We start from the raw sequence: 24281 nt of genomic DNA, 5'->3' as shown, positions 1-24281 counted from the left end.
AGCTCAGATGCCCGCGCCCGCGATGCCGCAGTTGGCACCGGACGATAGCAGGACTTCTCAAGCGCCTTTATCCCGCCCCTACCTCTCACGACGAGTGGCCCGTCTTTTCGGACTTGCCGTCCTTCGAGGAGGCGTCCGAATCGGGTTCGACGTAGAGGATCTTGGCCTTCATGTGGGCACGCGTCTGCATGGCGATCCACACGAGCGTGGTGCCGAGGAGCGTGAACGCGAAGGCCCGCGGATTGAACAGCGTCGTGTTCTTGAACGCGGCCATAAAGATGAACAGCAGCAGGATCTGCGCGGCGTACAGCATCAGACCCATTGCCTGGAACAGATGCGGAAGCGATTTGGCAGTGCGCTGAAGAACGTAGAGACCGAGCCCCATGAACAGGATCACGACCAGCGTCGCAACGACCGCCCCGATCGCTCCCTTGCCACCGGCGACCACTCCACTGACGACGGCGGCGACAGCGCCGGCGACGGCTGTGGGCACAGCGGCCTGGAGCAGGGTCCGGACGTCATTGGACGGCATGGCGGCAACTCCGCTTTCACGGTGGGGGCAGGGTGTCGTCATGGACGAGCGTAGTCCCGGGCAGCGAGAGAACCTCACGCCGGTGGACCGTCGCACTACGGTCCTACGGCTCTATCCCCGGGTTCTCGTGAACCGTATCACAAACTATTTGATGAGGTCTTTACCTGGGAGATGTGCTCGCTGTCACACATGAGAGTGAAGGCGCGCGTCTGTGCAGAATCACTGCCGACTTGTCTGGTATTGGGGTGCTTCGCTCCCCCATGACTTGGCAATGCTCTAGTCAGATTCTTACCTTGCGAGTTCTCTTACCTTGACCGTCAGCGCGACGTTCCGGCCTTACGCCTGTCCAGGGGCCGCGAACGAGCGCCGATCGCGGTCGCCCCGTTGACGCGGGAGACCCCTGCGGCGACCGGAGTGCGCGGCTGGGCCTCGGGCTCGGCGGACGCGGCCTGCGGAGTCGTGGCCGCCGGTTCCGCCACCGCACCGCGGCGCCGGTAGCGCGGCGGCACGAAGTGCTCCGCCCAGCGCGGGGTGCGGGGCGTGAAGCGCGGCAGCAGAAGCAGGCCCAGGCCGATGGCGCTGAGGAAGACCACGCTCAGGACGATCCACATGGACGCCGAGTTCACCGAGTAGGCGAGGGCGCCGAAGGCGATCAGCGCCGACCAGAAGTACATGATCAGCACCGCGCGGCTGTGGGAGTGGCCGATCTCCAGCAGGCGGTGGTGGAGGTGGCCGCGGTCGGCGGCGAACGGGGACTGGCCGCGCCAGGTGCGGCGCACGATCGCCAGCACCAGGTCGGCGGCCGGGATCGCGATGATCGTCAGGGGCAGCAGGAGCGGGATGTAGACCGGGACCGTCTGGTGCACGGCCTCCTTCTCGGAGCCCGCGAACAGCTTCAGCGCGTCCGGGTCGACCTGTCCTGTGATGGAGATCGCGCCCGCGGCGAGCACCAGGCCGATCAGCATCGAGCCGGAGTCGCCCATGAAGATCCGCGCCGGGTGCATGTTGTGCGGCAGGAAGCCCAGGCACATGCCCATCAGGATCGCGGAGAACAAGGTGGCGGGGGCGGCCGCCTCGATGCCGTACGACACCCAGACGCGGTAGGCGTAGAGGAAGAACGCGGCCGACGCGATGCAGACCATGCCCGCCGCCAGGCCGTCCAGGCCGTCGACGAAGTTGACCGCGTTGATGGTGATGACGACCAGGGCGACGGTGAGCAGGGTGCCCTGCCACTGGGTCAGCGCGACGTTGCCGACGGTGGGGATCGGCAGCCACAGGATCGTCAGACCCTGCATGACCATGACGCCGGCGGCGATCATCTGGCCGCCCAGCTTGATCAGGGCGTCGATCTCGAACTTGTCGTCCAGGACCCCGATCAGCCAGATGAGCGCCGCTCCGGAGAGCAGCGCCCGCGGTTCGTTGGACTTCTCGAAGACCGTACTGAGGTTGGTCAGGTGGTCGGCGACCAGCAGGCCCGCGCACAGGCCGAAGAACATCGCGATACCGCCGAGCCGCGGAGTGGGTTCCCGGTGCACGTCACGTGCCCGGATCTCCGGCATCGCTCCGGCCACGATCGCGAACTTACGCACCGGCCCTGTCAGCAGATACGTCACCGCGGCCGTGATGCAGAGCGTCAGCAGGTATTCACGCACAGGCTTCCCCACAAGTCTCGCTGGCCATCTCAGCCCCACACCCTAGCGACGTACGGATACACGACGCATATGTGCGGGGACTTCCGGGTAGCGACGATGGTTGCACGAGTGGCTGTGTGCGCAGGTGCGGGTACCCCGCCTCAGCCGGGATACGGCGGAAATCTACCGGTCAGCTCCCGCACTTCTTCACGGGTCTTCTGACTTTCGGTCTCACTGCGCAGCACGGCCGCCAGCGAAGCGGCCAGCCACTCCATCTCCTCCTCCCCCATGCCCTGGGTGGTCACGGCCGCCGTACCGAGGCGCAGGCCGCGGGCGTCGCCGTGCGGGAGGGCGCAGCAGTCCAGCACGATCCCGGCCGCCGCGAGCCGGCCCCGGGCATCACGGCCGTCGACGCCGAGCGGCGCCGGGTCGGCGGTGATCAGGTGGGTGTCGGTGCCGCCGGTGGTGACGACGAGCCCCTGCTCCGCGAGGGCGTCCGCGAGAGTCCGCGCGTTGGCGACCACCTGATGGGCGTACATGGCGAACGCCGGCGTCGACGCCTCCCCGAAGGCGACGGCCTTCGCGGCGATGGTGTGCATCTGCGCCCCGCCCTGGGTGAAGGGGAACACCGCGCGATCGACGCGCTCGGCGAGGTCGGAGCCGCACAGGATCATGCCACCGCGCGGGCCGCGCAGCACCTTGTGGGTGGTGGCGCAGACCACATCGGCGTACGGCACCGGACTGGGCGCCGCTCCGCCGGCGACGAGCCCCATCGGGTGCGCGGCGTCGGCGATGAGATAGGCGCCCACCTCGTCGGCGATCTCGCGGAAGGCTGCGTAGTCGATGTGGCGCGGGTAGGCGATGGACCCGCACACCAGGGCCTTGGGCCGGTGGTTGCGGGCGAGGGTGCGCACCTGGTCGTAGTCGATGAGCCCGGTCTCGGCGTCCACCCCGTAGCCGACGAAGTCGAACCAGCGGCCCGAGAAGTTCGCGGGCGAGCCGTGGGTGAGGTGTCCGCCGTACGGCAGCCCGAGCGCGAGGACGGTGTCGCCGGGGCGCAGCAGGGCCGCGTAGGCGGCGAGGACCGCCGAAGAGCCCGAGTGGGACTGGACGTTGGCGTGCTCGGCCCCGAACAGGGCCTTGGCCCGCTCCACGGCGAGCCGCTCGGCGACGTCGACCATCTCGCATCCGCCGTGGTAGCGGGCGCCGGGGTAGCCCTCGGCGTACTTGTTGGCGAGCGGCGAGCCGAGGGCCGCGAGCACGGCGGGCGAGGTGAAGTTCTCCGCGGCGACGAGCTGGAGCGTCGTCGACTGCCGGTCGAGCTCCCCGAGCAGGATGTCGGCGAGCTGGGGGTCCTGACGGCGCAGGACATCGGCCTCGAGGGTATGGGTGACCGACATGGTGGGCTCCGGGCGTGCGTCGATGGTGACGTACGTCCCAATGTAGGCCCGGGGCGCCCGGGGCGCCCTGTGTTGTTACGTCCTCGCGGGGACACCCGTGAGAGCGGTCACCACCGGGTCGAGCGCCTCGTGTATCTCGTCGCCCACCGACCGGAAGAACGTCAGCGGTGCCCCGTACGGGTCGTACACCTCGTCCGCCTCCAGCGTCGGCGCGAGGAGCCACCCGCGTAGAGCCGCCGCCGCGCGGACCAGGGCGCGTGCGCGGATGACCACGCCCTCCTCCAGGGGAGGCAGGGTGGCCGGGTCGATGGCGCGGACCAGGCGGGTGAACTCCTTGAGGGTGAAGGTGCGCAGGCCCGCCGAGTGGCCCATGGAGATGACCTGGGCGCGGTGGTCGCGGGTGGCCGTGAGGACCAGGTCGGCCATGATGACGTGCTCGTCGAGGAGCTCGCGGCCGACGAAGCCGGAGGCGTCCGCGCCGAAGTCGGCGAGGACGGTCTCCGCGTTGGTCTCCATGGGGGCGCCCTCATGGCCCCAGGTGCCCGCGCTCTCCACGATCAGCGAGCCGCCCAGCACACCGAGCCGCTGCGTCACGAAATGACGCGTCAGCCGCTCGGTGATCGGCGAGCGGCACACGTTGCCGGTGCTGACGTGGAGGATGCGGAAGCTGTCGCGCGGGAGTCCCACGAAGGTCGTCGTGATCTCCGCCGCGCTTTCCCCGTTGCCTATGCCACGCATGGGGGTCCCCCCTGCTCGAGCGCAGCCGAGAGCTTGGGGGAGTCAGGGGCTGTCAATTGGCCACCTCGAGGTCGGGTACGACCTTCCGCAGGTCCTCCGCCGACAGGGCGCCCGCGCGCAGGAGGAGGGGCACTTCGCCCGTGACGTCGACGATGGACGACGGGACGTTGCCGGGGGTCGGGCCGCCGTCCAGGTAGACCGACACCGAGTCGCCGAGCATCTCCTGCGCGGCGTCGCAGTCCTCGGGCGCCGGGTGCCCCGTGAGGTTCGCCGAGGACACGGCCATCGGGCCGACCTCGGTGAGCAGCTCGATCGCGACCGGGTGCAGTGGCATGCGCACGGCAACCGTGCCCCGGGTGTCCCCCAGGTCCCACTGCAGCGACGGCTGGTGCTTGGCGACGAGCGTGAGCGCGCCCGGCCAGAATGCGTCGACCAGCTCCCAGGCCAGCTCGGAGAAGTCGGTGACGAGACCGTGGAGCGTGTTCGGGGAGCCGATCAGCACAGGGGTGGGCATGTTGCGGCCCCGGCCCTTGGCCTCCAGCAGATCGCCGACGGCCTCCTTGGAGAAAGCGTCGGCGCCGATGCCGTACACCGTGTCGGTCGGGAGGACCACGAGCTCGCCACGGCGGACGGCGGACGCGGCCTCACGCAGACCGGTCGTGCGGTCGGTCGCGTCGTTGGTGTCGTATCGCCGTGCCATATCTAGCGGGCCTCCTCGTACACGAAGTACACGTGCTTCCGGGAAAGAGTCAGGGGGGCGTTCACGGCAGCGCCTTGCGGGCGGTCGCGAACCTGGGGCGGTTGTTGAGGTCGGGGTGGTCGGCCGCGTCGGCCCAGCCCCGCTCCTCGGTGAAGATCCACGGCACCTGCCCGCCCTGGGTGTCGGCGTGCTCGATGACGACGACGCCGCCCGGGCGCAGCAGACGGTGTGCCGTCCGCTCCAGGCCGCGGATGAGGTCGAGGCCGTCCTCCCCCGAGAACAGGGCGAGTTCGGGATCGTAGTCCCGCGCCTCGGGAGCCACGTACTCCCATTCGGTGAGCGGGATGTAGGGCGGGTTGGAGATGACCAGGTCGACCTGGCCGTCGAGGTCGGGGAAGGCGTCCAGGGCGTTGCCCTGCCGCAGGTCGACCCTGGACCCCTCCACGTTCTTGCGCGTCCACTGCAGGGCGTCCTCGGACAGCTCCACGGCGTGCACGCGCGAGCGCGGGACCTCCTGGGCGAGCGCGAGCGCGATCGCGCCGGAGCCGGTGCACAGGTCGACGATGCACGGCTCGACGACGTCCATCGCGCGTACGGCGTCTATGGCCCAGCCGACTACCGACTCGGTCTCGGGGCGGGGCACGAACACCCCGGGCCCGACTTGGAGTTCGAGGTAGCGGAAGTACGCCCGCCCGGTGATGTGCTGGAGCGGCTCGCGCTGCTCACGGCGGGCGATGACCTCCCAGTAGCGGGCGTCGAAGTCCGCGTCCTTCACGGAGTGCAGCTCGCCCCGCTTCACGCCGTGCACGAACGCGGCGAGCTCCTCCGCGTCGGTGCGCGGCGAGGGCACGCCGGCGTCCGCCAGCCGCTGGGTGGCCTGGGCCACCTCCGCGAGCAGCACGCTGCGGGGGCTCGGGGTTCGCCCCCCGGTGAATTGCTGCACGCAAGTCCTCCGTGTCGTACTCGTACGTGCGTACGTCCCTACGTCGTTACGCGGCCGCCAGCTTCGCCGCCGAGTCCGCGTCCACACAGGCCTGGATCACCGCGTCGAGGTCGCCGTCCAGGACCTGGTCCAGGTTGTACGCCTTGAAGCCGACGCGGTGGTCCGAGATGCGATTCTCCGGGAAGTTGTAGGTGCGGATCTTCTCGGAGCGGTCGACGGTGCGGACCTGGCTGCGGCGGGCGTCGGCGGCCTCCTTCTCGGCCTCCTCCTGCGCCGCGGCGAGCAGCCTGGAGCGCAGGATACGCATCGCCTGCTCCTTGTTCTGCAGCTGGCTCTTCTCGTTCTGGCAGGAAGCGACGACTCCGGTCGGAATGTGCGTGATGCGCACGGCGGAGTCGGTGGTGTTGACGGACTGACCGCCCGGGCCGGACGACCGGTAGACGTCGATGCGCAGGTCGTTCGGGTTGATCTCGACGTCGATCTCCTCGGCCTCGGGCGTGACCAGCACACCGGCCGCGGAGGTGTGGATACGGCCCTGGGACTCGGTCGCCGGCACCCGCTGCACGCGGTGCACACCGCCCTCGTACTTCAGCCGCGCCCACACGCCCTGACCGGGCTCGGTGGCGCCCTGGCCGCCCTTGGTCTTCACGGCGACCTGGACGTCCTTGTAGCCGCCCAGCTCGGACTCGGTGGCGTCGATGATCTCGGTCTTCCAGCCGACGCGCTCGGCGTAGCGCAGGTACATGCGCAGCAGGTCGCCGGCGAACAGCGCCGACTCGTCGCCGCCCGCGCCCGCCTTGATCTCAAGGATCACGTCCTTGTCGTCGCTGGGGTCACGCGGGACGAGCAGCAGGCGCAGCTTCTCCGTCAGCTCCTCGCGCTGGCGGTCCAGCTCCTTGACCTCGGCGGCGAAGTCGGGGTCGTCGGCGGCCAGTTCACGGGCCGTCTCGATGTCGTCGCCGGTCTGCTTCCAGGAGCGGTACGTGGCGACGATCGGGGTGAGCTCGGCGTAGCGCTTGTTCAGCTTGCGCGCGTTCGCCTGGTCGGCGAAGACCGACGGGTCGGCGAGCTTCTTCTCCAGGTCGGCGTGCTCAGTGACCAGTTCGTCGACGGCCTCGAACATCTTGGGCTCCTGAAATGCGTACGGGTGGGAAGGGCGGGCGACCAAAAACGCCGGTCCCGGCGCGCCTGATACAGGGCGCGGCCGTGGACCGGCGAATTGGAGCTCGCTACTTCTTGGAGCCGGCAGCCTTGCCGAAGCGGGCCTCGAAGCGGGCCACACGGCCACCGGTGTCGAGGATCTTCTGCTTGCCCGTGTAGAACGGGTGGCACTCGGAGCAGACCTCGGCACGGATGGTGCCGCTGGTGATCGTGCTACGGGTGGTGAACGAGGCGCCACAGGTGCAGCTGACCTGCGTCTCGACGTACTCGGGGTGGATCTCGCGCTTCAAGGTGTCTCCTAGTTTCGGGAGGGCGCCGGGTCGCCGCCGCGGGATACGGGAGCGTGAACCGGAGCCGACGTACCAGTCTGCCAGGACTGGGGCCATCCCCCAAAACCGGGGGTTGCCGTCATTTGTTCCCGGCGGGCTAGCCGGCGTTGACGACGCCGTTGGCATCGCCCTTCGCCGTGCCTTCGGTGGCGCTCTTCGGGATCGGTTCGTCGGCCTTCAGAGCGGCCCAGACCTGCTTGGCCTTCGCCTCGGCCACGATCACCCGGTTCGGGTCCGCCGGGTCGTACTGGACCGGCATCGTGACCATGGACATGTTCTTGGAGCTGATGCCCTTGAGGCCGTTGGTGAAGGACATGAGCTTGTTGACCGAGCCGAGGTCGGAGTCGGTGGTGACCGTCTTGGTGGCGGTGTTGGCCAGGTCGTACAGCCGCTTGGGGTTGCCGAACAGGTTGATTTCCTTGACCTGCTCCAGCAGCGCCTTGATGAACGCCTGCTGGAGCTGGATGCGGCCGAGGTCGGAGCCGTCGCCGACGCCGTGCCGGGTGCGGACCAGACCGAGGGCCTGCTTGCCGTCGAGCTGGTGCGTGCCGGCCTTGAGATCGAGGTGGCTGTCGGGGTCCTTGATGTCCTTGGTCGTGGTGACCTCGACACCGCCGAGCTCGTCGATCAGCTTCTGGAAGCCGGAGAAGTCGACCTCCAGATAGTGGTCCATGCGGATGCCGGTGAGGGACTCGACGGTCTTCACCGTGCAGGCGGCCCCGCCCGTGGAGTACGCCTCGTTGAACATCACGTCGGACGCGGCGTCGTGGGTCTCGCCGTCGGTGTCGGTGCACTGGGGGCGGTCGATCAGCGTGTCCCGCGGGACGGAGACCACACTGGCCTTCTTGTGGCCCTCGTAGACGTGCAGGATCATCGCCGTGTCCGAGCGGGCGCTGCCGTCGTCGGTCCCGCCGCCGAGCTTCTTGTTGCCGCCGGAGCGGGTGTCGGAGCCGAGGACGAGGATGTTCTCCGAGCCGTTGTCGACCTTCTGCGGCCGGTCGGTGCCGAGGGCCTGGTCGATGTCGACGCTCTTGAGGTTGCCGTTGAGCTTGAAGTACAGGTAGCCGGCGCCGGTCCCGCCGAGGACCACGATCCCGGCGGCCGTCCAGGCCATGATCCGCAGGCTCTTTCGCTTCTCGCGGGGCTTGCGGCGACGGCCCTTGCCGCGGTGGCGTGGGCCGTTGGTCCCGTTGTCGCCCGGTATGCCGGGCTCTGGCGTGCTCTCGGCGGACACTCTGCTCCTCGGTTCTCGTCCGGTCGGTTACCCCCTGTTGTCAGGGTCAGGCATGGCGCAAAAGGCCCTTACCGCACCATCGTCACCCGTCCGGTCAGACGGGGAAACCCGGGAAAGGGTTGCACAACGGACGGTGCCCACCGCCTGCGAGGCGATGGGCACCGTGCGTGTTCGGCGTTCCCGGCGAGCCGGTCCCACCTGCGATTTCAGCCGAAGATGTCGTACTGCTTGAAGTCGGTACCGACGGACTTCGGTGTGGCAAAGATCTCGCTCGTGGCCTTTCCGGTGCCCGGGTACAGGTAGAGCGTGCCGGAGGAGTTGCGGGCCAGGAAGTCGGCCTTGCCGTCGCCGGTGACGTCACCGACCGCGTCGAAGCCGGTGTAGGTCGCCCAGGTGCGCACCTTGATACGGGTGCTGAAGGCGCCCGTGCCGGTCTTGCCGGTGCCCTTGAACAGGTAGATGTAGCCGCCGGAGGAGCTGCGCGCGATCAGGTCGGTCTTGCCGTCGCCGGTGAAGTCGCCGTGGCCGCGCAGGGAGTTGTACGCGTTGAAGCCCGTGCCGGACTTCACCGGGGTGGCGAAGGTGCCGTTGCCCTTGCCCGGGTAGATCCACAGCGCGCCCGCGGAGTCCACGGACAGCAGGTCGGGCACGTAGTCGCCGCTGACGTCACCGGGGGCGACGATCCGGGTGCGGCTCTTCCAGTTGCTGAACATGGTCTTGGTCGCCCACGACTCGGTGGCCGGCACGAAGTGCGCCCAGAACATCGCCCCGTCGGAGCTGCGCCGGTACACCAGGTCCTGGTAGCCGTCGCGGTCGAGGTCGGTCTGCAGGACGAGGTTGACCCCGCTCCAGTCGCCCCAGGACTCGCGGGCCGCGAACGACGTGCCGTTGGAGTTCTTCGAGTAGCCGGTCTTCGTGGAGGCGTTGCGCAGCCACAGGTCGCCCCGGTGGTCACCGTTGATGTTGGTGTCGTCGAGGCGCGGGTAGGCGGCGCCGACGTACGAGGCGACCTTCGCGAAGACGCTGTAGGCGCCCTGGGCGACACAGTTCTGGACACCCCAGGAGACGACGCCGACGATGCGGCCGTTCACGACGAGCGGCCCGCCGGAGTCGCCGTTGCAGGCGGAGACGGTGCCGGTGTCGCTGCCGGTGGCCGGCTTGCCCGCGCAGACCATGTGGCCCTTGACGAACTCGGCGCCGTAGTAGCCCGTGCAGGTGCTGTCGGACTGGATGGGCAGCGTGGCCGACTTCAGCGTCGGGGAGATGTCCTCGCTGGTGGAGCTGGTCCGGCCCCAGCCGTAGACCTTGGCGTTCGTGCCGGCGGCGTACGAGGCGGTGTCACCGGAGGTCGTCATGCGGATCGGCGTCGCCTTGACCGGGCCCGCCAGGGTGATGACGGCGATGTCGTTGTCGATCGTCGTCGCGTTGTACGACGGGTGGTACCACTGGCGGTACGGCGCCGAGACGGTGGCGTCGCTCGGGACGCTGTCGGACGCCAGCTGGGCGGTACCGGTGACGACGGCGCCGTAGTTGGCCCAGTCGTAGCCCTTGACGCAGTGCGCGGCGGTGAGGATCTTCGTCGGCGCGACGACGGCGCCGCCGCAGAAGAAGCCGAGGTCGTCGCCCTCGTCGGCGGTGCCCTGGTCGTCGTAGTACCAGAGCTGCGCCATCCAGGGCGCGGAGGTGATGCTGGTCGTGGTGCCGCCGATGACCATGGCGCCCGTGGTGGAGTCACCGGCGCTGTACGACGACTTCTTCGCCGTCTCCCCCGCGGTGTCGTCACCGGCGGCGGCACCCGCGACGCGCCGCTCCAGCTCGGCGACCGGGACCGAGCTGGTGGTGGGCTTCACGGTGGGCTCGGGCAGCGCGGTCGCGGCCCCCGCGGACGAGGTCAGCAGCGCGGCGGCGACGGCCGCGGCGACACCGGCGGCGGCCACGGGCAGCCCGAAACGAATCCGGCGTCTGTGACGGCCGGACGTGGTGGTGGTCAAGAAGTCCCCCCAGAGACACTTGAGTCGGAAGGGACGCACAGATGCGTCCGTTCCTCTCAGCGCCAAAAGGCCGCCCCCCGTCACTCTCTGACGGGGGGCGGCCTTTTCGGATCGTGTCCGATCAGTCTCCGTTGCCGGGCGTCGGCGTCGTCTTCTGAATCTGCATCAGGAACTCGACGTTCGACTTCGTCTGCTTCATCTTGTCGAGCAGCAGCTCGATCGCCTGCTGCTGGTCGAGCGCGTGCAGCACCCGGCGCAGCTTCCAGACCACCGCGAGCTCCTCGTTGCCGAGCAGGATCTCTTCCTTACGGGTACCGGACGCGTCCACGTCCACCGCCGGGAAGATGCGCTTGTCGGCGAGCTTGCGGTCGAGCTTGAGCTCCATGTTGCCGGTGCCCTTGAACTCCTCGAAGATCACCTCGTCCATGCGGGACCCGGTGTCCACCAGGGCGGTGGCGAGGATGGTCAGCGAGCCGCCGTCCTCGATGTTGCGGGCCGCACCGAAGAAGCGCTTCGGCGGGTACAGGGCGGTCGAGTCGACACCACCGGACAGGATGCGGCCGGAGGCCGGGGCGGCGAGGTTGTACGCACGGCCCAGACGCGTGATCGAGTCGAGCAGCACGACGACGTCGTGACCCAGCTCCACCAGACGCTTGGCGCGCTCGATGGCGAGCTCGGCGACCGTGGTGTGGTCCTCGGCCGGGCGGTCGAAGGTCGAGGAGATGACCTCGCCCTTGACCGACCGCTGCATGTCGGTGACCTCTTCCGGACGCTCGTCGACCAGGACGACCATCAGGTGGCACTCGGGGTTGTTGTGCGTGATCGCGTTGGCGATCGCCTGCATGATCATGGTCTTACCGGTCTTCGGCGGGGCCACGATCAGACCGCGCTGGCCCTTACCGATCGGCGACACGAGGTCGATGATGCGGGTGGTCAGCACGCCCGGGTCGGTCTCCAGACGGAGCCGGTCCTGCGGGTACAGCGGGGTGAGCTTGTTGAACTCCGGGCGGCCGCGGCCGTGTTCGGGCGCCATGCCGTTGACGGAGTCGAGGCGGACCAGCGCGTTGAACTTCTCGCGGCGCTCGCCCTCCTTCGGCTGACGGACCGCACCGGTGATGTGGTCACCCTTGCGCAGGCCGTTCTTGCGGACCTGGGCGAGGGAGACGTACACGTCGTTCGGACCCGGCAGGTAGCCGGAGGTCCGGATGAAGGCGTAGTTGTCGAGGATGTCCAGGATGCCCGCGACCGGGATCAGGACGTCGTCCTCGTTGATCTGCGGCTCCGAGGCCATGTCGTCACGGCCGCGACGGCCACGACGGTCGCGGTAACGCCCGCGACGGCCACGACGGCCGCCCTCGAAGTCGTCGTCGTCCTGCTGCTGGCCACGGTCCTGACGGCCGCCGCCCTGCTGCTGGTTCTGCTGCTGACCGCGCTGACCACCCTGCTGGTCGTCGCCCTTGCGACGGTCACCGCGGTCACGGTCGCGGCCGCGGTCACGGCGGTCACGACGACGGCCCTCGCCGCCGTCGGCGTCGCTCTTGGCGTCGCCCTGCTGGCCCTGCGACTGCGCTGGCGTCTCGGCCTTCGGCTCGCTCTTGGCCTCGGCGGCGACCGTCTCGGGGGCGGCCGCGGGGGCACCCGCGTCGGCGGTGGCGCGGCGACGGCGGCGCTCGGCCGGCGCGTCCTCGCTGGCGGGCTGGCCGGGAATCTCGATCTGCTGCTGGGCCACGGCCTTCTCGGCGGGGGCCTCAGCCACCTTCTCCGCCTTCTTGTCGGCGTCGTCGCCGGTGCGGGCCTTGGAGGTGGCGCGGCGCTTGGGCTTGGTCTCGGTGGCCGCCTCCGCCTTGGGAGCCGCGGCACCTCCCCCGGCCTGCGCCTCCTTGATGACCTCGATCAGCTGGCTCTTGCGCATGCGCGCCGTGCCCCTGATGCCGAGGCCGGATGCGACCTGCTGAAGCTCGGCCAGCACCATGCCCTCGAGGCCGGTACCGCGGCGCCGCCGGGAGCCGGCACCGCTGGCAGGCGCGGAGGCGTCCGTGGCGGGCGCGGCAGCGGTCTCCTCGACACGTGCGCCCATCAGATCGGTGGTGTCGCTCACGAAGGGTCCTTCCCTGGAGCGGACGTCGGCCTGTCTGGCTCGGCGACCGGTTGTGCTGTCCGGCTTAGGTCCTTGGTGTGTGGACCGCGCCGGGGCGGTGGTCCGCCCAAAACGGCGGAGAGATATCTGGTGATGGCGGTTCCCAGAGCTGTGGCACTGAGTGTCGGTGTCACACGGCTCGGTCGCGCCGGTTCCGGAGCGTGCCCGGCAAGTCGCTCAGCGCCCGCGTACGAGGTACTGCCCGCGTACGTCGTACGGAACACAGTGCGGCTTGGGAGGCTCCCGGAAGAATGTCTGTCCCGGACTGGGACACGAAGCACCTCGCCATGGTGGGGTCGGGTGCAGACTTGAGGTTAACACTACCGGATCCAACAAACATTCCCCCTCTCGAAATCCGGCAACCGTGTGTCAGGGCGCAAGCGGCAGCACGCTCGCTCCCCGGGCGTCGAGGTCGAGCCGGTTCGCGGCCCACCCCTCGCCTGCCAGATGGGCGACCTTGTCGGCACTGTCGGCATCCGCCAGTGCGAGCACGGTGGGTCCGGCGCCCGAGATGACCGCCGGGACGCCGTCGGCGCGAAGCCGCTCCACCAGCGCCGCGCTCTCCGGCATGGCGGGAGCGCGGTACTCCTGGTGGAGACGGTCCTCGGTGGCGGGCAGCAGCAGCTCGGGGCGCCTGGTCAGGGCCTCGACGAGCAGGGCGGCACGGCCCGCGTTGGTGGCGGCGTCGACATGCGGGACGGTGCGCGGGAGCAGTCCGCGCGCGGTCTCCGTCAGGACCGGCTTACCGGGCACGAAAACCACCGGAACGATGGAATCGTCGGGCTCCATCCTGATGGCCCGCGCGGCGCCGGCCTCCATCCAGGACAGGGTGAACCCGCCGAGCAGACAGGCCGCGACGTTGTCGGGGTGGCCCTCGATCTCGGTGGCGAGCTCCAGCAGCGCGGTGTCGTCGAGCCTGGCCTCGCCGCCTATGGTCACGGCACGTGCGGCGACGATGCCGGCACAGATGGCGGCCGAGGAGGAGCCGAGGCCACGGCCGTGCGGGATGCGGTTGGCGCAGACGATCTCCAGGCCGCGCGGCTGCCCGCCGAGCAGATCGAAGGCGGTGCGCAAGGAGCGTACGAGAAGGTGCTTTTCGTCACGCGGCAGCGTCTCGCTGCCCTCGCCCGCGATGTCGATGTGCAGCCCTGAGTCGGCCACCCGGACGACGACGTCGTCGTAGAGCCCCAGCGACAGACCCAGGGCGTCGAAGCCCGGGCCGAGGTTGGCGCTGGTGGCGGGGACGCGCACCCGGACGGCGGCGGCGCGGAAGGCTGGACCGGCCATCGCTCGATGACTCTCCTTGAGCTGCGTGATTGTCGAAGACATTCGATGAGGTACGGAAATCCCTGGGGCCGCTTCCGGGCCGCGGAGACTGCGCGGCACCGCACCCCATGCGGAGGCATATGCGGCGGGCGGGTTCACTACAGCCTATCGAAGGTAGGTTCTGTGGCGACATAGGGCGCACAGGAGGCGCACGATGCGTGTCGTATGCCCCCTGTGCACCCCCTGTAGGGAAATTCCCCAGGTAAGCGCCTCGTACTCGCGGACGCGAGTCCCGTACGACGGGGTGCGGCGCCGGTACGACGGGCGTGCCGCCGCTACGACGGGGTGTGCCGCCGTCTACGCCAGTCCGAGCCGCTCGGCCGCCGTCGCCGCGTCGACCGGGACGGTCACGGGCTGCGGGGCGCCGGCGACGGCCCAGTCGGGGTCCTTGAGGCCGTTGCCGGTGACCGTGCAGACGATCCGCTGGCCCGGGTCGACCAGGCCCTGCTCGGCGGCCTTCAGCAGACCGGCGACGGACGCGGCGGACGCGGGCTCCACGAAGACGCCCTCCTGCGCGGCCAACAGCCGGTAGGCGCGCAGGATTTCACGGTCCGTCACCTCGTCGATGAACCCGCCGGACTCGTCCCGGGCCGCCAGCGCGTAGTTCCAGGAGGCCGGGTTGCCGATGCGGATCGCGGTGGCGATGGTCGAGGGGTCCTTGACCACCTCGCCGCGCACGATCGGCGCCGAGCCGGAGGCCTGGAAGCCCCACATGCGCGGGGTCCGCTTCGAGACACCGTCGGCGGCGTACTCCTTGTACCCCTTCCAGTACGCGGTGATGTTGCCCGCGTTGCCCACCGGAAGGACGTGGATGTCGGGGGCGTCGCCCAGCATGTCCACGATCTCGAAGGCGGCCGTCTTCTGCCCCTCGATCCGCACCGGGTTGACCGAATTGACCAGCGCCACCGGGTAGTTGTCGCTCAGGTCGCGGGCGAGCGTGAGGCAGTCGTCGAAGTTTCCGTCGACCTGGAGGATCTTCGCGCCGTGCACGAGGGCCTGGCCCATCTTGCCGAGCGCGATCTTGCCCTGCGGGACGAGAACGGCCGAAACCATTCCCGCGCGCACGCCGTAGGCGGCGGCCGAGGCGGAGGTGTTGCCGGTGGAGGCGCAGATGACCGCCTTCGCCCCCTCCTCCTTGGCCTTGCTGATGGCCATGGTCATGCCGCGGTCCTTGAAGGACCCGGTGGGGTTGGCACCTTCCACCTTGAGGTGGACCTCGCAGCCCGTGCGCTCGGAGAGCACCTGCGCGGGCACGAGGGGCGTGCCGCCCTCGCGGAGCGTCACGACCGGCGTGGTGTCGGAGACGGGCAGCCGGTCCCGGTACTCCTCGATGATTCCGCGCCACTGGTGGGTCATTGCTGGTTACTCTCCTTCAACCCGCATGATGCTGGCGACACCCCGCACGGTGTCGAGCTTGCGCAAGGCCTCCACGGTCCCGCCGAGGGCCGCGTCGGACGCGCGGTGGGTGACGACGACGAGGGAGGCCTCGCCGACGCCGTCTTGTCGCCCTTGCTGCCGCACCGTATCGATCGAGACACCGTGCTCGGCGAACACGGTGGCCACCTGGGCGAGAACGCCCGGTTTGTCGGCGACGTCGAGGCTGATGTGATAGCGCGTGACGACGTCGCCCATCGGCGAGACGGGCAGGGCGGCGTACGCCGACTCGCCGGGCCCCGTTGCCCCGCTGAGCCGGTTGCGGCAGACGGCGACGAGGTCGCCGAGCACGGCCGAGGCGGTCGGCGAACCGCCCGCTCCCGGGCCGTAGAACATGAGCTGCCCGGAGGCGTCGGACTCCACGAACACGGCGTTGTAGGCGCCGCGCACGGAGGCGAGCGGATGGGTCAGCGGGATCATGGCGGGATGCACGCGCGCGGTGACCGACCGGCCGTCCGAGGCCCGCTCGCAGATGGCGAGCAGCTTGATGGTGCAGCCCATCTCCTTGGCGGAGGCGAAGTCGGCCGCGGTCACCTCGGCCATGCCCTCGCGGTAGACGTCGTCGAGGCGCACGCGCGTGTGGAAGGCGATCCCGGCGAGGATGGCGGCCTTGGCGGCGGCGTCGAACCCCTCGACGTCGGCGGTGGGGTCGGCCTCGGCGTACCCCAGGGCGGTGGCCTCGTCGAGGGCCTCCTGATACCCGGCGCCGGTCGAGTCCATCTTGTCGAGGATGAAGTTCGTGGTGCCGTTGACGATGCCGAGCACACGGTTCACCTTGTCGCCGGCGAGGGACTCGCGCAGCGGCCGGATCAGCGGGATGGCGCCGGCGACGGCGGCCTCGTAGTAGAGGTCCTTGCTGTTGGCTTCCGCCGCCGCGTGCAGGGCGGCGCCGTCCTGGGCGAGGAGCGCCTTGTTGGCGGAGACGACGGAGGCGCCGTGCTCGAAGGCGGTGGTGATGAGGGTGCGGGCGGGCTCGATGCCCCCGATGACCTCCACCACGACGTCGATGTCGCCGCGTTTGACCAGGGCGGTGGCGTCGGTGGTGATGAGCGCGGGGTCGATGCCCTCACGGACCTTGGAAGGCCGCCGTACGGCCACGCCCGCGAGCTCCACGGGGGCGCCGATCCTGGCGGCGAGGTCGTCGGCGTGCGTCGTCATGATGCGCGCCACCTCTGAGCCGACCACTCCACAGCCCAGCAGCGCCACCTTCAGCGGACGCGTACGCATCATCCGACCTCGTTTCCTCTCACCGTCTACGGTTGCACCAGTCTCACTCACCGGACGGGAGTTTCTGCCCTTCGTCCGGATCGTGAGACATCTATTTCATTTGTACCGGGGTGGAAGACAGGAGATCTTCCAGGGAATCTTCCAGGAGATCTTCCACCCCCTTCTTTCCCGGGGATATCCGGGTTTCTCGGGGTTATCCGACGTCGAGACGCAGGAGGTCCTCCTCCGTCTCCCGGCGGACGATCACCCGGGACTCACCGTCGTGCACGGCGACGACCGGCGGCCGGAGCACATGGTTGTAGTTGCTGGCCATGGACCGGCAGTACGCACCCGTCGCCGGTACGGCGATCAGGTCACCCGGTGCCAGGTCGGCCGGCAGGAACGCGTCCTTCACGACGATGTCGCCGCTCTCGCAGTGCTTGCCGACGACGCGGGCGAGCATGGGCTCGGCGTCGCTGGTCCGGGACACCAGGGCGACGCTGTACTCCGCGTCGTACAACGCCGTCCGGATGTTGTCGGACATGCCGCCGTCGACGGAGACGTAGGTGCGCAGGTTGTCCAGCGGCTTGATGGTGCCGACCTCGTAGAGCGTGAAGGCGGTCGGCCCGACGATGGCGCGCCCCGGCTCGACGGAGATGCGCGGCGTGCGTAGCTTGGCGGACTCGCACTCCCGGGTGACGATCTCGGTGAGCGCCTTGGCGATCTCGTGCGGCTCACGGGGGTCGTCGTCACTGGTGTAGGCGATGCCGAGGCCGCCGCCGAGGTCGATCTCGGGCAGCTCGACACCGTGCTCGTCACGAATGTCCTTGAGCAGCCCGACCACACGGTGCGCGGCGACCTCGAAGCCGGACATGTCGAAGATCTGCGACCCGATGTGACTGTGGATCCCGATCAGTTCGAGCCCGTCGAGCTTCAGCGCCCGCCGCACGGCCTCCGCGGCCTGCCCCCCGGCAAGCGGAATGCCGAACTTCTGGTCTTCATGGGCGGTGGCGATGAACTCGTGCGTATGAGCTTCCACGCCGACGGTGATACGGATCTGGACCCGCTGCCGCTTGCCGAGCTCCTGGGCGATGTGCGCGACGCGGACGATCTCCTGGAAGGAGTCCAGAACGATCCGCCCGACGCCGGCCTCGATGGCGCGGCGGATCTCCTGTGGCGACTTGTTGTTGCCGTGGAAGGCGATGCGGTCCGCGGGCATACCGGCGGACAGGGCGGTGGCGAGCTCGCCGCCCGAGCAGACGTCGAGGTTGAGCCCCTCCTCGTGCAGCCACCGCACGACGGCGCGGGAGAGGAACGCCTTGCCGGCGTAGAAGACGTCGGCGTCGTGCCCGAAGGCGGTGCGCCAGGCCCGCGCCCGGGCCCTGAAGTCGGCCTCGTCGACGATGTAGGCGGGAGTGCCGTGCTGCTCGGCGAGGGTCTTCACGTCGACCCCGCCGACGGTGACCACACCGTCGGCGTCCCGGCCGACGGTCTGCGCCCACACCTTCGCGTCGAGGGCGTTGAGGTCGGTCGGCGGGCCGGAGTAGTGGCCCTCGGGCAGGACGTCGGCGTGGCGGGGCCCGGCGGGATGTGCGGAACGGCTCATGACTGTCGTGGGCTCTCTCAGAGATGTTCGGGTGCGTCGATGCCGAGCAGGGTCAGGCCACCGGCCAGCACCGCCCCGGCGGCTTCGGCGAGCGCGAGCCGGGCACGGTGGGCGGCCGAGGGTTTCTCCGCACCACGCGGCAGGACGGCGGGCAGAAGCGGGAGAACGGCATCGGCGACGGTGACGAGGTGCCGTGCGAGACGGTCGGGCGCACGGTGGGCACCCGCCTGGGCGAGGACGCGGGGGTGATCGGCGAGCAGGCCGACGACGTCATGCCGCACGTCCCCCGGCTCGGCGCCGAACCCCAGGTCGACGGCGTTACGGCTGAGAGCCCGGGTGCGGGCGTGGGCGTAACGGACACGGAAGAGAGGGTTGCTCTCACGCTGGACGAGATGCTCGCCGGTGATCCGGGGCCGGTCGTGCCCGGCGGGGTACAGGAGGGCCCAGCGGGCTGCGTCGGGGCCTAGGGGGAGGGGAGTGGTCGGGGCGGGGACGGGGCGCAGGGTGGTGGTGGGGATGGGAGGTGTGTCGGGAGGCAGGGGTGGCGTGTCGAGACGTACGGCTGGTGTTCCGAGACGTACGCGCAGGACGTCGACCCACTCCGGCCACTCCGGTGGAAGGGGCCCGGCCTCACAGCGGGTGTGGACGATGGTGCCCTGCGAGCGCAGGATCCGCGCGACGGCGTCCATGGTGACGACGGCGCGCACCTCACGGGGGCAGGACAGCGAGACGAAGTCCTCCCCGGAGGGAGCGCCAGGTGCGGCATGCCCGTACCGGGCCCCGCTCCGAAGGATCTCCTCGACGAGCGAGGCGGAGGCGGCGGCACCGAGGCTGATGTTCAGAAACCCGGGCCCGGTGACGACGACGTCGGCGACGCCGTCGGCGCCGAGCAGCCGCGCCCGCAGAACTTCGGCGACGTCCCGGGACGGCCGTCCGGCCGGCCGCGCGAGCTGCAGGGCGATGCTGGTGGCGTAGTCACCACAGCCCCCGGGCCCCGGCGCCCCGACCACGGCCTTCTCCGGCACCTCGACCCGCAGCTCCCCCTCATCGACAGCACGACGCACCGCGCACAGCACGGTACGGGAGAGCTCGACGGGGGTCACGGGGACAAGCGTATGGGAGGAAGGGGGTGGGTATGCGAATGGGTTTGGGTGGGGGCCCGGGATGTGGACGGGTGGGGTGGTCCCCGCAGAAGGCTGACCGGATCGCCGACCGTGCCGGTCGACGGACGGTCGCTGCTGTCCCGCCCGAGCTGTGCTGCTGTCCTGCCCGAGCTGTCGCTGCCGTGCCGCCCGAGGTGCCGCAGCCGTCCCACCCGGGCTCAGGTGCCGTGGCGCTCGAGTTGCCGCAGCCGTCCCGCCCGGGCTCAGGTGCCGTGGCGCCCGGCGGCGTCGCCGGCGCCGAGGGAGCTCCCGAGGACTGCGGCGGCGTCCGCGCCCCGGCCCTCGCTCCCCCCGCCGCCCCCTCGATAGTCCCCACGCTCCCGGCTACGCCGCCGCTCGACCAACTGACGTACAAGGCTGACGAGTTCGGCGGGCTCGAAGGGCTTGGCGAGGAAGGCGTCGACACCGACGTCGAGACCACTGTCGACCTCGTACTGGGTGCAGGCGCTGATGATGGCGAGGGGAAGGTCACGGGTACGGGGATCGGAGCGGAGGCGCGCTGCCGTGCGCAGCCCGTCCAGCCTCGGCATGACCACATCGAGGGTGATCACATCCGGCCGTACCTGATGGACGACATCCAGACACTCGGCACCATCGGCCGCGGTCACCACCTCGAGCCCCTCCAGCTCGAGATTGACCCTGATCAGCTGCCGGATGACCTTGTTGTCGTCCACAACAAGCACCCGGCCGGAAGCGGCTGGCACAACTCGAGAGTAGGTCCGGACCGGCCACCGCGTCCGGGTTTTCCCGACTTCCACCCCCTGCGAGCGAGCCATCCCAGGTCGCACCGGGTGCCACCACCCCGTAAACCCGTTCATGAACACCCCACCGAAGCTGGTAGGGTTCTACCCGTCGCCGCCAAGCAAGGCGCCCGACACGCCCCCGTAGCTCAGGGGATAGAGCAACGGCCTCCGGAGCCGTGTGCGCAGGTTCGAATCCTGCCGGGGGCACCCTTTCTGAGGTGCCTAAAGACCCCGCCACCAGCGCGTTCGCTGAGTGCGGGGTCTTCGCGTATGTGCAGGCGAAGGCCGCCGAAAGCAGCCGTTTGCCAATGATCACGTAGTGTCGACGTAATGATCTCGAGGAACTTCACCGCAGGTCGGCGCAGGCTTCTCCGGCGTCGATGAGCCCTCGTGGGAAGGTCGAACCCACCCCGCCACCGGCTTGCGAGACCAAGTGGGCGCCGCGGGTCCCTATCACCGGAGCGACCAACCTTGCAGATCGCAGTCCTCACATAGCTTCCGGTGACTGTTCTGCCAGCGCACTCCGCCACTGTCCAGGCGGGCAACGAGGAAGTCCGGCACGTAGCGGCCGCCAAGACTCACCTGGGGGAGAACCCAACGACAGTTCGCTGCGAGCTCGCGAGCCAAGATGCCAGGGTGATCTTCAAAGAAGCGCTGAAGCGCCGCTCATCGCTCGCAGCGTTCAAATCTGCTTCAAAAGCCGTGACAAGTTGCTCGTCCACGTCGCCGCGGGCCAGGCACTGCCTCGCGTAGCCGTTGCGATTCATCTCGGCAGCCACGTAATTGGCGTACTCCACGTAGTCATACACGGAGGGCAGTGTGACCGAGGGAACGCAGCAGCACGACGGAAGCCCCGGATCAAGTCCGGGGCTTCCGGTGTCTGTTCTGCCAGCTGTCCACCCGAACCCGTCGACGACGAAGACCTGTAAGGGGGTGGCGGCCGACAGCAGCCTCGTCGAATGTCAGCGGACCCAGAGGGCGCCCAGGGACGACCTGTCTCGTCCGTTGTAATGGGCCGCCGGAGAGCCCGGCGGCCCGTCACAGGTGCTTGAAGCTAATCCGCCTGCCAGGTAAAGACGAGACGGCGCCCTCGGTTGGCCCAGGAGTTGAAGTCCCACCCGAGTACGTATGCACCGAATCCGAGGAAGCCGCCTTTCCATAGGTCGATCCTGGCGTACTCCAGCATCTGGAATGGTTGCAGGAAACCCTCGGCGTTGTGGACTGCGTCTTTGGTCTCCATTCGTAGAACTTCGGAGTTCACCCAGCCCACGCGCATAATCACGCTGAGGGACTTCCACCAGGTGATTCCATCGACGGTGTTCAGGGCGAATTCTACGTTCTCAGGGTCGCCCGATTTCTCGACGGCGAACTCTATTCGCGCGCCAGGTTCATCCCTGGCCATTCCGCGGAGTCCTATATCCAGGCCCTCGCCGCTCAATGGATCTTGACTCACACCCACGCCCCCTAACTCCCTTGATGGAGCAGAGCATGCTCCCACCTATCGGCGACGGCAAGCATTTCGGGTAAATAGGGACCTTCGATCCGTTTTTGAGCGCCTGCAGCTCAGACATTTATTCGAAGCGGCGGTGTTATAGGGGCTTGTAATTATCTGTGTGGATGCAAATGGGTAGGGAATCCAAGCGGCTGGGATTTGTTGACGGACTGCCAAGGTTCCTGAGCGCCAGGCGGTGATTTCTGGGTGTTCAGACTCCGACGTTCTCGAGGGTCTCCTTGGTGAAGCGGTTGCCCTTTGGGGCGGACCAGGAGGTGTACGTCGACAGCTTGGCTACCGTCGTGCTCAGCCATTCGGGGTCGCCCAGGCGGTGTAGGGCTTTTGCTTCGGTTAGTTCGTCGAACAGGGCCTTCAGCACGATGACGTGGCCGGCCTTGTAGGGGTTCTGGTGGTGGGTGTAGCGCGCGGACCAGAGGTCGTACGGGTGGCGGCGGATGCCTTGGAGGGAGCAGCCGTCGCGGCCCATGTCGGCGCCGGGGGCGAAGGCGCCGGCGAAGCCTGCGAACGGGGTGGTGTGCCATTGGCGGTAGGCCGCTCGCATCCTCAGTTCCAGGAACTGGGACCACTCCATGGTGAGCAGGGGGGCCGCCTCGCCGCGTCGGTGGTGTTCCAGGCCGTCGGGGGTCAGGAGGATCGACAAGCCTTCCTTGGCGGATGGGTCGCCAATCAACCACCCGTTGGCGGTCAGCTGCAGTGGGCCCAGGTTTTGCGTCACTTCCGTCTCCTTTCGCTCCTCTCCTCCGACTCCGCCAGTCTGCCTCGGAGCATCAGGGTCATCACCCTCATATAGCGCTGGGTGCGGTGGGTGCCGAGGATGAAGGGGTTCGGGTCGTGTGGGTTGTCGCGTAGCTGCTCGGCTCGTTGGAGGCCGTAGTCGTTGGGGTGGTTGGAGAGTTCCACGTCTACCGCTGTCTTGTGCATGCGGGTGCGGAACGTCTTGATGGAGGTGAGGTAGGTGCGGAGGGCGGTGGGGGTGGTTGGGGGGTTCGTGCCGCCCCAGAGCATGGCCTTGTGGTGGGTGTGGCCCGTGTGGACGGGGAAGATCGGGGAGACCGTTCCCGGGGTGTGACCCGGGGTGTGGTGCAGGCTGATCGTCGTGTCGCCGAGCCTCAGGCGTTGGCCGTCGGTGATGTCCAGGTCCCTCGTGGGGGCGTGGGGTGAGGTGGCGGCGGTCGCCAGGTTCCAGTCGGTCGGGGTCATGAGGACCCTCGCTCCGTAGCGGTCGGCCAGGTACTGGGCGCCGCCGAAGTGGTCGTCGTGGCCGTGGGTGACGATCACGTACTTGATCTTCCGCGGGTCGGCTCCCAGGGTGCGCAGGCCGCCGACGATGGTGCTCTCCGCCTCCTCGGGGGACGTGAGCGCGTCGATCAGTGCGATGCCCTCGTCGGTCAGTACGGCCATCGCGGAGACCCAACCCACGCTCAGCATGGCTACGTTGTCGAAGATCCGCAGCGGCTCCGGTGCCGGGGGGCGGGGTACGACCGCGCCGGGAGTCAGGGCCTTCACGAGCGTGAGCAGTACCGGGTCGTCCCCAGCCAGAGTGCGGGCACGGGTGTAGTACTCCTGGGCCTCCGCCCTTGTAGCGGCCGACGCCAGTGCCGGGGGCGTGAGCCCGGCGCCGGCTCCCGCCGTGAGGGCGAGGGCCGCTGCGCGGGCGAAGCCGCGGCGGGAGAGGGGGACGGGCCGGCGCTGGTTCGGGGGCTGCTGTAAGGGCGGCGTCACGGTGCTCCTGGTGAATCGGCGGTCGTCTGCATGCACGATCACGATCTTCGCGCCGACCGGCTCATTCGCCCAGGTTCAACTGAGCCATAGCCCTAGCCCTAGCCCTAGCCGTAGTCACAGCCACGGTTGTTGTCGGTTATCCGAATCCGAGGCTGCCCGGATGGCCCTGGCCCCGCCCCTCCCGCTGGCCCTGCCCCGGGCCCTGCTGCCGGTTCCAGTGCGGTACTTCTCCCTCGCTCAGGAGCTCCGCCGCCTGGTGCTGCGTGTGTGCGGCTGCTATCTGCGCCTCCGCCACGACGTCTCCGCGTTCGCGCACCAGGTCTTCATAAATCGGCAGGTGATCGTTTTCGGTGGGTGTTCGTGTCATTGTGCCGTCCCTTCGCTGGACAATGCCCTCAAGACCTGTTCAGACGGGCGGCAATTCCGTGCCCGAGGAGCAAATAGAGGGCCGCCGGGAGGCCGTAGTTGAGGATGACCCGTAGGCCTTCCGTGTCCATCGTGAAAATGTCCTGTGCCCATCCGGACAGCCAGTCCGCCGAACCGCGTACGAACTCCACGAAGGCGTTCGCCTGGTTCGCTTCGAGCAGGTACAGCACGATCCACAGGCCGAGCAGACCGGCCGCCACGTCGGCGATCGTGCAGATGGTCAGGGCCGCTCTCCGGGCGGTGTCCTGGTTGCGCGGGGCTCTGTCCTGGCCTGCGTGCTGGTCGTAGGGCTGGTATCCGGAAACCGGGTCGGTGTTCACGGGAAATCCGATCTGACGCGTTGCTG

General features: G+C 69.0%; 23 protein-coding genes and 1 tRNA gene. 1 reads left to right on the top strand and 23 read right to left on the bottom strand.

Going from position 1 to position 24281, the window contains the following annotated elements:
* Positions 1-85 precede the first annotated feature (85 nt).
* The 17 genes from ACIRD7_RS18490 to ACIRD7_RS18410 form a co-directional block, all read right to left on the bottom strand.
* Entirely contained in the window at positions 86-532 is a 447-nt protein-coding gene (locus ACIRD7_RS18490) for a hypothetical protein (protein ID WP_403454261.1), read from the bottom strand.
* 317 nt (positions 533-849) lie between these two features.
* Positions 850-2184 carry an MraY family glycosyltransferase gene (locus ACIRD7_RS18485; protein WP_403454258.1) on the bottom strand — a complete coding sequence of 445 codons (1335 nt, stop codon included), beginning with the start codon at positions 2182-2184 and terminating at the stop codon, positions 850-852.
* Positions 2185-2324: 140 nt separating this feature from the next.
* Positions 2325-3563 carry a serine hydroxymethyltransferase gene (gene glyA, locus ACIRD7_RS18480; RefSeq protein ID WP_403454256.1) on the bottom strand — a complete coding sequence of 413 codons (1239 nt, stop codon included), beginning with the start codon at positions 3561-3563 and terminating at the stop codon, positions 2325-2327.
* Between the two features lie 75 nt (positions 3564-3638).
* The gene (locus tag ACIRD7_RS18475) at positions 3639-4301 is read right to left on the bottom strand and encodes a protein-tyrosine-phosphatase (RefSeq protein WP_403454253.1); all 663 of its coding nucleotides are present in this window, start codon (positions 4299-4301) and stop codon (positions 3639-3641) included.
* A 52-nt stretch (positions 4302-4353) separates the two neighbouring features.
* Entirely contained in the window at positions 4354-5001 is a 648-nt protein-coding gene (locus ACIRD7_RS18470; protein ID WP_403454252.1) for an L-threonylcarbamoyladenylate synthase, read from the bottom strand.
* Between the two features lie 61 nt (positions 5002-5062).
* Complete coding sequence (gene prmC, locus ACIRD7_RS18465) at positions 5063-5902, bottom strand: peptide chain release factor N(5)-glutamine methyltransferase (RefSeq protein WP_031485835.1); 840 nt, start codon at positions 5900-5902, stop codon at positions 5063-5065.
* Between the two features lie 88 nt (positions 5903-5990).
* Positions 5991-7067, bottom strand: a complete 1077-nt coding sequence (prfA, locus tag ACIRD7_RS18460) for a peptide chain release factor 1 (protein ID WP_403454250.1) — start codon at positions 7065-7067, stop codon at positions 5991-5993.
* A 106-nt stretch (positions 7068-7173) separates the two neighbouring features.
* Positions 7174-7395, bottom strand: coding sequence for a 50S ribosomal protein L31 (gene rpmE / locus ACIRD7_RS18455; protein ID WP_225099494.1), 222 nt, complete (start codon positions 7393-7395; stop codon positions 7174-7176).
* Positions 7396-7531: 136 nt separating this feature from the next.
* Positions 7532-8668, bottom strand: a complete 1137-nt coding sequence (locus tag ACIRD7_RS18450; RefSeq protein WP_403454246.1) for an LCP family protein — start codon at positions 8666-8668, stop codon at positions 7532-7534.
* Between the two features lie 206 nt (positions 8669-8874).
* On the bottom strand, positions 8875-10623 hold the full coding sequence (locus ACIRD7_RS18445) for a trypsin-like serine protease (protein WP_403455087.1): 1749 nt from the start codon (positions 10621-10623) through the stop codon (positions 8875-8877).
* A 157-nt stretch (positions 10624-10780) separates the two neighbouring features.
* Entirely contained in the window at positions 10781-12757 is a 1977-nt protein-coding gene (gene rho / locus ACIRD7_RS18440) for a transcription termination factor Rho (RefSeq protein ID WP_403454244.1), read from the bottom strand.
* Between the two features lie 408 nt (positions 12758-13165).
* Positions 13166-14083, bottom strand: coding sequence for a homoserine kinase (thrB, locus tag ACIRD7_RS18435; protein WP_403454242.1), 918 nt, complete (start codon positions 14081-14083; stop codon positions 13166-13168).
* 336 nt (positions 14084-14419) lie between these two features.
* On the bottom strand, positions 14420-15478 hold the full coding sequence (gene thrC, locus ACIRD7_RS18430) for a threonine synthase (protein ID WP_403454240.1): 1059 nt from the start codon (positions 15476-15478) through the stop codon (positions 14420-14422).
* A 6-nt stretch (positions 15479-15484) separates the two neighbouring features.
* The gene (locus ACIRD7_RS18425) at positions 15485-16783 is read right to left on the bottom strand and encodes a homoserine dehydrogenase (protein WP_403455084.1); all 1299 of its coding nucleotides are present in this window, start codon (positions 16781-16783) and stop codon (positions 15485-15487) included.
* Positions 16784-16976: 193 nt separating this feature from the next.
* A complete protein-coding gene (gene lysA / locus ACIRD7_RS18420) occupies positions 16977-18368 on the bottom strand; it encodes a diaminopimelate decarboxylase (protein WP_403454237.1) in 1392 nt (463 codons plus the stop codon).
* A 17-nt stretch (positions 18369-18385) separates the two neighbouring features.
* Positions 18386-19471, bottom strand: coding sequence for an ArgS-related anticodon-binding protein NrtL (gene nrtL, locus ACIRD7_RS18415; protein WP_403454236.1), 1086 nt, complete (start codon positions 19469-19471; stop codon positions 18386-18388).
* Positions 19472-19734: 263 nt separating this feature from the next.
* On the bottom strand, positions 19735-20307 hold the full coding sequence (locus ACIRD7_RS18410; RefSeq protein WP_403455081.1) for a response regulator: 573 nt from the start codon (positions 20305-20307) through the stop codon (positions 19735-19737).
* Between the two features lie 102 nt (positions 20308-20409).
* Here ACIRD7_RS18410 and ACIRD7_RS18405 point away from each other — a divergent pair.
* A tRNA-Arg gene (locus tag ACIRD7_RS18405) sits at positions 20410-20481 on the top strand.
* Positions 20482-20852: 371 nt separating this feature from the next.
* On the opposite strand, the gene ACIRD7_RS18400 is transcribed toward ACIRD7_RS18405, so the two are convergent.
* The 6 genes from ACIRD7_RS18400 to ACIRD7_RS18375 all read right to left on the bottom strand — a co-directional run bounded on the left by ACIRD7_RS18400 (position 20853) and on the right by ACIRD7_RS18375 (position 24255).
* The gene (locus ACIRD7_RS18400) at positions 20853-21083 is read right to left on the bottom strand and encodes a hypothetical protein (protein ID WP_403454233.1); all 231 of its coding nucleotides are present in this window, start codon (positions 21081-21083) and stop codon (positions 20853-20855) included.
* A gap of 245 nt (positions 21084-21328) precedes the next feature.
* Positions 21329-21733 carry a hypothetical protein gene (locus ACIRD7_RS18395; RefSeq protein ID WP_403454231.1) on the bottom strand — a complete coding sequence of 135 codons (405 nt, stop codon included), beginning with the start codon at positions 21731-21733 and terminating at the stop codon, positions 21329-21331.
* A 244-nt stretch (positions 21734-21977) separates the two neighbouring features.
* The gene (locus ACIRD7_RS18390) at positions 21978-22427 is read right to left on the bottom strand and encodes a hypothetical protein (protein WP_403454230.1); all 450 of its coding nucleotides are present in this window, start codon (positions 22425-22427) and stop codon (positions 21978-21980) included.
* Between the two features lie 71 nt (positions 22428-22498).
* Positions 22499-23509, bottom strand: coding sequence for an MBL fold metallo-hydrolase (locus tag ACIRD7_RS18385; protein ID WP_403454227.1), 1011 nt, complete (start codon positions 23507-23509; stop codon positions 22499-22501).
* Between the two features lie 136 nt (positions 23510-23645).
* Positions 23646-23825 carry a hypothetical protein gene (locus ACIRD7_RS18380; protein ID WP_403454226.1) on the bottom strand — a complete coding sequence of 60 codons (180 nt, stop codon included), beginning with the start codon at positions 23823-23825 and terminating at the stop codon, positions 23646-23648.
* Between the two features lie 79 nt (positions 23826-23904).
* The gene (locus tag ACIRD7_RS18375) at positions 23905-24255 is read right to left on the bottom strand and encodes a hypothetical protein (RefSeq protein WP_403454223.1); all 351 of its coding nucleotides are present in this window, start codon (positions 24253-24255) and stop codon (positions 23905-23907) included.
* Positions 24256-24281 lie beyond the last annotated feature (26 nt).

It is taken from the genome of Streptomyces sp. NPDC093568 (assembly GCF_044764945.1).
In the GTDB taxonomy this organism is placed as follows: Bacteria; Actinomycetota; Actinomycetes; order Streptomycetales; family Streptomycetaceae; genus Streptomyces.
Note: the sequence above shows the minus strand (reverse complement) of the source record. Positions and strands in the feature narration are given on the sequence as shown.

Coding starts and splice junctions, on each gene's coding strand:
- ACIRD7_RS18490 (WP_403454261.1), bottom strand. CDS start 532: ATGCCGTCCAATGACGTCCGGACCCTGCTCCAGGCCGCTGTGCCCACA.
- ACIRD7_RS18470 (WP_403454252.1), bottom strand. CDS start 5,001: ATGGCACGGCGATACGACACCAACGACGCGACCGACCGCACGACCGGT.
- prfA (WP_403454250.1), bottom strand. CDS start 7,067: ATGTTCGAGGCCGTCGACGAACTGGTCACTGAGCACGCCGACCTGGAG.
- thrC (WP_403454240.1), bottom strand. CDS start 15,478: ATGACCCACCAGTGGCGCGGAATCATCGAGGAGTACCGGGACCGGCTG.
- thrB (WP_403454242.1), bottom strand. CDS start 14,083: ATGGCCGGTCCAGCCTTCCGCGCCGCCGCCGTCCGGGTGCGCGTCCCC.
- lysA (WP_403454237.1), bottom strand. CDS start 18,368: ATGAGCCGTTCCGCACATCCCGCCGGGCCCCGCCACGCCGACGTCCTG.
- glyA (WP_403454256.1), bottom strand. CDS start 3,563: ATGTCGGTCACCCATACCCTCGAGGCCGATGTCCTGCGCCGTCAGGAC.
- ACIRD7_RS18410 (WP_403455081.1), bottom strand. CDS start 20,307: ATGGCTCGCTCGCAGGGGGTGGAAGTCGGGAAAACCCGGACGCGGTGG.
- ACIRD7_RS18425 (WP_403455084.1), bottom strand. CDS start 16,783: ATGCGTACGCGTCCGCTGAAGGTGGCGCTGCTGGGCTGTGGAGTGGTC.
- ACIRD7_RS18475 (WP_403454253.1), bottom strand. CDS start 4,301: ATGCGTGGCATAGGCAACGGGGAAAGCGCGGCGGAGATCACGACGACC.